General features: G+C 37.7%; 4 protein-coding genes. All 4 read left to right on the top strand.

Features of this window, described 5'->3' with window-relative positions; all coding sequences use genetic code 11:
• Positions 1-617: 617 nt before the first annotated feature.
• Complete coding sequence (gene glyQ, locus FC65_RS07595; protein WP_010496020.1) at positions 618-1535, top strand: glycine--tRNA ligase subunit alpha; 918 nt, start codon at positions 618-620, stop codon at positions 1533-1535.
• A gap of 1 nt (position 1536) precedes the next feature.
• Complete coding sequence (gene glyS, locus FC65_RS07590) at positions 1537-3615, top strand: glycine--tRNA ligase subunit beta (protein WP_056972151.1); 2079 nt, start codon at positions 1537-1539, stop codon at positions 3613-3615.
• 451 nt (positions 3616-4066) lie between these two features.
• Positions 4067-5935 carry a DNA primase gene (dnaG, locus tag FC65_RS07585; protein WP_056972150.1) on the top strand — a complete coding sequence of 623 codons (1869 nt, stop codon included), beginning with the start codon at positions 4067-4069 and terminating at the stop codon, positions 5933-5935.
• Positions 5936-5948: 13 nt separating this feature from the next.
• Positions 5949-7070 carry an RNA polymerase sigma factor RpoD gene (gene rpoD, locus FC65_RS07580; protein ID WP_010496014.1) on the top strand — a complete coding sequence of 374 codons (1122 nt, stop codon included), beginning with the start codon at positions 5949-5951 and terminating at the stop codon, positions 7068-7070.
• Positions 7071-7141: the final 71 nt, after the last annotated feature.

The raw sequence follows: 7141 nt of genomic DNA, 5'->3' as shown, positions 1-7141 counted from the left end.
CCTTAAGGGAAAAGTATGAATAATTCAGGTGACTGCTTCATTATGGGGTAAGTCTATTTTCTTCAAAGTATATAAAATCCGGAACTTATTGTATTTACTCAAGTATTTTATATGCTAATGTGCCTGAAGTTGTTCTCTTATTGTCAATATAATTACAAAAAACGCAAACTTTGTCTGCGAGCAATGTTCAGGTGCTTCAGATGGATCATATTTTTGAATGGCTATTACGGTATTAATTTGTTATTGACAAATATTTACTTCTGACTTATTGTTAGAATATTCGAATAACGTTGGCGAAAATGAGATTTGATCGAATCAAGTTGGTTTTAGCGAGTCTGGAGAGTGGAAGCAGATCATCAACTGTTCGAGTGGCAATCTTTAGTCAGAATTTTAAAAGCAGTCGGTTGTATAAACCGAAAGTAGGGTGGAACCGCGATCGTCTGACCGTCCCTATGTGGCATGGAATTGTCGCATAGGGACTTTTTTTGACTTTTAATAGTGGAATTTTGAGATTGAATTTTTCGGCTAACGTTTTTATTGTTCAAACAGATTATGGTAAGTCGGCAAATATTTTGCCTATTATTATCGTTCTGTATATTCTCAAGGAGGAAAACTTCATGTCTAAAAAGTTGAGTATTCAAGAAATCATCTTGACCTTACAACAGTTTTGGTCAAAACAAGGCTGTATGTTAATGCAGTCTTACGATACGGAAAAAGGAGCGGGCACAATGAGTCCTTATACCTTTTTACGTGCGATCGGTCCTGAACCATGGAATGTTGCATATGTTGAACCATCGCGGCGTCCTGCCGACGGTCGTTATGGCAAAAACCCTAATCGTTTGTATCAGCATCATCAATTTCAGGTTGTAATGAAACCATCTCCTGCTAATATTCAAGATCTATATTTAGATAGCTTGGCCGCTTTAGGAATTGATTCAAAAGAACATGACATTCGTTTCGTGGAAGATAACTGGGAAAATCCTTCTATGGGTTGTGCTGGTGTTGGTTGGGAAGTATGGTTAGACGGAATGGAGATCACTCAATTTACTTACTTCCAACAGGTCGGCGGACTAGAGGTTTGGCCAGTGGCTGCTGAAGTTACTTATGGTTTGGAACGTTTATCCTCGTATATTCAAGATGTTCAGTCAGTCTTCGATCTCGAATGGGCAGATGGCGTTAAGTATGGTGATATTTTCTCTCAACCTGAATATGAACAATCAAAATATTCTTTTGAAGAAAGTAATCAGGATATGTTGTTAAAAGCCTTTGACCAGTACGAGACTGAAGCTAAAAAGCAAATCGCTAATGGCTTAGTCCACCCCGCCTATGATTATATTTTGAAGTGTAGTCATACATTTAATCTGTTAGATGCCAGGGGCGCAGTCTCAGTGACTGAACGTGCAGGGTATTTAGCACGGATCCGTAATATGGCCAAGTCTGTAGCCAAAGTTTTTGTCGCCGAACGAAAGAAACTTGGTTATCCTTTGATCAAGGATGAAAAATTACGAACGAAATTATTAGAGGAGGACAAGTAAGATGAAACACACATTCTTATTAGAGATCGGCTTAGAAGAAATTCCTGCACATGTTGTAACTCCAAGCGTTGCTCAATTAGCAACACGCATGAAAGATTTTTTAAACGATTCTAGGATCTCCTTTGATGAAATTCAAACATATTCGACACCGCGCCGTTTAGCAGTTAAAGTTCTTGGCCTGGCAGATAAACAACCTGACATTAAAGAAGAAGCAAAAGGTCCCGTAAAAAAAATAGCAATTGATGATCAAGGTAATTGGTCTAAGGCTGCACAAGGGTTTAGCAGGGGCCAAGGTGTCGATCCTGATCAAATTTATTTTAAGGAATTTAAAGGCACCGAATATGCTTATGTTGAAAAGTCTGTTTTGGGTAAACCAGTTACAGAGGTCCTGACGGCTATCGATCAAGTAATCACCGCAATGCGTTTCCCAACTATGATGCGCTGGAGTACAAATGATTTTGAATTTGTACGTCCTATTCGCTGGTTGGTATGTTTGTTAGATGAGCAAGTGATCCCAGTTCAAATTTTGCAGATCAAGGCAGATCGAATTTCTGCAGGTCACCGTTTCTTAGGGCAGGATGTTTCACTTGCTAAGGCAGATGACTATCCAGCTAAATTAGTTGATCAAATGGTGATTGCAGATGCTAAAAAGCGAAAAGACATGATCCGAACTCAAATCGCAGAACTTGCACGCAAAAATGACTGGCAGATAGTGATAGACGAAGACCTGCTAGAAGAAGTTAATAACTTAGTTGAGTATCCAACAGTCTTTGCAGGTTCATTTGACAAGAAATATCTCTCGTTACCAGATGAAGTACTGATTACTTCGATGAAAGATCATCAACGTTTCTTCTATGTTCTCGATCATAATGACCAGATGCTGTCGCATTTTGTTTCGGTTAGAAATGGAAATGATAAATTTATCGAAAATGTCGTTGCAGGGAATGAAAAAGTTTTGACGGCTCGCTTAGAAGATGCTCGCTTCTTTTACGAAGAAGATCAAAAAAGACCAATTTCTGCCAGTGTTGAACGTCTAAATAATGTCATGTTCCACGATAAAATTGGGACTATTTATGCTAAAATGCAACGAGTTACTTCAATCGCAGAATTTTTGGGACAAAAGGTCGAGCTAACTGCCACTGAGTTACAAAACTTAAAACGTGCTGCCCAAATTTATAAGTTTGATATTGTAACTGAAATGGTCGGTGAGTTTGCTGAGCTCCAAGGAGTAATGGGTGAGATTTATGCTCGGTTGTTTGGCGAAAATGAGAGTACTGCTGTAGCTATCAAAGAATCCTATATGCCTCTTGGTTCTGAAAGTGAATTACCGCAGACAAATGTTGGTGCTATTTTGTCAGTGGCAGATAAATTGGACAGTATTCAATCATTCTTTGCAGCTGGGATGTTACCTAGCGGCTCTAATGATCCATATGCTTTGAGAAGACAAGCTTTGGGGATCGTACGGATCGTTTTAGCTAAAGAATGGAATTTATCGGTAATTGATTTAGCAGCAGCAATCGATAATTCATATCAAAAGGAACAAGACTTATATACTAATACGCAACCTTCACAAAATAAAAATGAGTGGCAGCAATTTATCATGGATCGGGTTCATCAGCTATTGTCTGATCAGAATTATGCTTATGATATCGTAAATACAGTAGTTGAGTCGTCGCAAAACACTTTCCAGCAGATCTTTTCAGCAGCAGACGTTTTAACAAAACATCAGACTGATTCAGACTTTAAAGAAAATATTGAAGCATTAACGCGCACTGTCCGCTTGGCTCGTAAAGGTCAAAGTGATATCCAACCGGCAGTTAAGGAAAGTTTGTTTGAAAATGATTCTGAGAAAAATTTGTTTACAGCCTTTAATGCTGTTGCAAAATCATATGCAAATGAAGATTTGGAAGAACAATACGCAGCTTTAGCAAGTTTACGTGAACCGATCAGCGAATATTTTGATGAAACTATGGTTATGGTAGATGATCAGGCGGTCAAAAATAATCGGTTGACTCAGTTAGCTAATATTGCTAAATTGACATATTCTTTTGGCTCGCTTGATAATTTAAATGTTAAGTAATGGACCTTATTTTGAATAAATTTTACTTTAACTACAGACAATAAAAAACGAGAGTGAGACAAAAGATGTTTTAAAGCCGATTTGTAATGCGATCGTTGTTACAGAAAGGCTGTAATCTTTTGGAACACGATTAAGGACCGTCGATTTAACCCATTTAATAGGATAGATCGATGGTCCCTTTAGAATTACACAGTATTTATGTCCCAGCTTCATTTTTCATTAAAATACTAAAAGACCCTTTTTGAATTGGTGTTTCTGGGCTTTAATGGAACTTGGATTTTTTAGCGAAACAACATCTGGAAAATTTTGTATTAATAAGCTTTTTTCTTGCATAACCTTGAGTTTCATTATATCATGACTATTGATTATGTAAAAATAGACATGGTGAAGTCGCACATCTTTGGTGCGGCTTTTATAACCATTGTTGTCAAAGTTATTTTGAGGTGGTCGTGTGAGCAGAAGGATCCCCGAAGAGGTGATCGATGATGTCCGTTCTCAGGTCAATATTCTAGATATTGTTGAACAATATGTTCAAATGCATCGTTCAGGAAAAAATTGGTTCGGTTTGTGTCCTTTTCATACGGAAAAAACAGCGTCGTTCTCTGTCAATGAACAAAAACAGATCTTCAACTGCTTTTCTTGTCATCGAGGCGGCAACGTCTTTAAGTTTATTATGGAGATCGAAAATTTAAGTTTTCCTGAAGCAGTAATACGTGTGGCAGATCTAGGCAACGTAACCATTGATCAGGAATATATCGATGATGTTAAGACTGGTAATACTAATGGTGCTGATGATGAAGCTAATTCCGATGTTAGCGTTCTTAAAGACTATCATCGCGAAGCAGCAGAACTATATCATCATATTTTAGTCAACACACAATTAGGTGAAGAGGCTTTAAATTATTTGCATGGTCGCGGACTAACGGATGATTTGATTGAAGAATTTCAGTTGGGTTATGCGCCAGCTAATAAATTGCTCTTGCCTTTCTTTGATGAACATCAGCCGGATTATCAAAAATTGCGAAAGTCAGGCTTGTTTGTTGAACTACGAGATGGAAATTTAAGTGATCGTTTCAGAGAAAGGGTTATGTTTCCAATCAGAAATGCAGCCGGGCAAGTTGTGGCTTTTTCTGGTCGCTTATTACAAAAAAGTGAAACACAGCCTAAATATTTGAATTCACCTGAGACTGATTTGTTTAATAAACGAGATGTTTTGTTTAATTTTGACAAAGCAAAAAATTCAGTTCGCACAGAAAAAAACATTATCCTTTTTGAGGGGTTTATGGATGTTTTGGCTGCTTATCGTGCTGGAGTCAAAAATGGTGTAGCTTCAATGGGAACAAGTTTAACAGAGCAGCAAGTATATACTTTAGCACGTGTTTCTAAGAAAATCAGCATTTGTTATGATGGAGATGAACCAGGACAAAATGCTACGAAAAGGGCTTTAGAGCTGCTTGGATCACTTGACCGTTTTGAGTTAAATGTCATTTCATTACCTGAGAAACTTGATCCTGATGAATATATCAGAAAATATGGTGAAGAAAAGTTTTATACGAAAATTCATAGCAGCCCAGAAAGTAAATTGGCTTTTTACCTGCGTTATTATGAGCAGGGACGTAACTTAGACAATGAACACGATCAGCTGGCTTATCTTGATGACGTTTTGAAAAAAATAGCCCAGAGTACGGATGTTATTGAAGTTGACTTGTATCTAAATCGATTAGCACAAAGGTTTCAACTAGATAAGAATGCTCTGGAAGCTCAACTTAAAGAAATCAGATCTTCACAACGCAAAAAAAGTAATTTTCAGCAACAAAAAAATGTTTTGCAGAAGCGAAGCATTGCTATAGATCCAAAATTACAGGCTCCTGTCCATTATTCTATAATAGAACAGGCTGAAAGATTGCTATTATACCGCATCTTGCATGATCATAGCACATGGCTGAAAGTGGCTAATATTCCAGAGTTTAGTTTTGTTCATGAAAACTATCAGACGCTGTATCTGTTGGCGCAAGGTTTCTTTAATCAACACCAAGCTTATGATAGTGCTGCTTTTTTAGATTTTGTGCAAGAAAGTGCCTTACAAGAGATCATAGTTTCACTTGAAATGAATAATTTTGCTAAACAAACGAGTGAGCAAGAAGTAAGCGATTGCTTAAAGTTAATTTTGCAAGCCTCACCTCTTGAAGATCAAATCGAGTCTGTCAAAATTCAACTGGCCCGTGCTAAAAGGATGAATGATCAGGACACTGTCGTTGCACTAACTGTTAAATTGATTGAATTATTACAACGTAAACAAGCTGGAATTTCAGCAATATAAGGAGGACCTCGCCTTGGCAGAAGAGAAAAAGAAAACAAATGATGTAGAAAAACAATATAAAAAAGAATTACGCAGTTTGATTCATGAATTTAAGCCTAAAAAACAGATCAAATATTCCGTGTTATCTAAAAAATTAGTAGAACCCTACCAATTAAATGCAGATGCAATGGATAAGTTGATCGAATCAGTGGAAGATGCTGGGATTTCCGTTGTGGACGAAAAAGGTGAACCAAGCGAACATGCTTTGCATGCAGCTACTAAACAAGCTGAAAATGCCAAAAGAGATGTTTCTGCTCCCTCTGGTGTCAAAATCAACGACCCTGTCAGAATGTATTTGAAAGAAATCGGTAGAGTTGATCTTTTGACTGCTGATGAAGAAATTGCCTTGGCTTTAAGGATCGAACAAGGAGACGAATATTCTAAACAACGTTTAGCAGAGGCTAATTTACGTTTGGTTGTTTCTATCGCTAAACGCTATGTTGGACGCGGCATGTCATTTCTTGATTTGATTCAAGAAGGAAACATGGGCTTGATGAAAGCCGTTGAAAAATTCGATTATCGTAAGGGATTCAAGTTTTCCACATATGCAACTTGGTGGATCCGTCAGGCAATTACTCGTGCTATTGCTGATCAGGCTCGGACGATCAGAATTCCAGTGCACATGGTTGAAACTATTAATAAATTGATCCGGATCCAACGTCAGCTTTTGCAAGACCTTGGGCGTGAACCTATCCCTGAAGAAATTGGTGCTGAGATGGATATGCCAACGGAAAAGGTTCGTGAGATATTGAAAATCGCGCAAGAACCAGTTTCCCTTGAAACACCAATCGGTGAAGAAGATGATTCTCATTTAGGTGATTTTATTGAAGATGCAGAAGCTACTAGTCCAGCTGATCATGCTGCTTATGAATTGTTAAAAAAACAGTTAGAAAGTGTTCTTGATACTTTGACGGATCGTGAAGAAAATGTTTTACGGTTACGTTTCGGTTTAGATGATGGCCGGACCAGGACCTTGGAAGAAGTAGGACGTGTTTTTGGTGTGACCCGCGAGCGAATTCGTCAAATTGAGGCCAAAGCATTGCGTAAATTACGCCATCCTTCTAGATCTAAGCAATTAAAAGACTTTTTAGATTAAAACAGTATACTTTTTATGATAATTTATGTTAAAGGGTCGAATAATTTTTGGTTCTTTATCAAGTGGTACTG

The sequence above is a fragment of the Ligilactobacillus acidipiscis DSM 15836 genome, assembly GCF_001435755.1.
Taxonomy (GTDB): Bacteria; Bacillota; Bacilli; order Lactobacillales; family Lactobacillaceae; genus Ligilactobacillus; species Ligilactobacillus acidipiscis.
Note: the sequence above shows the minus strand (reverse complement) of the source record. Positions and strands in the feature narration are given on the sequence as shown.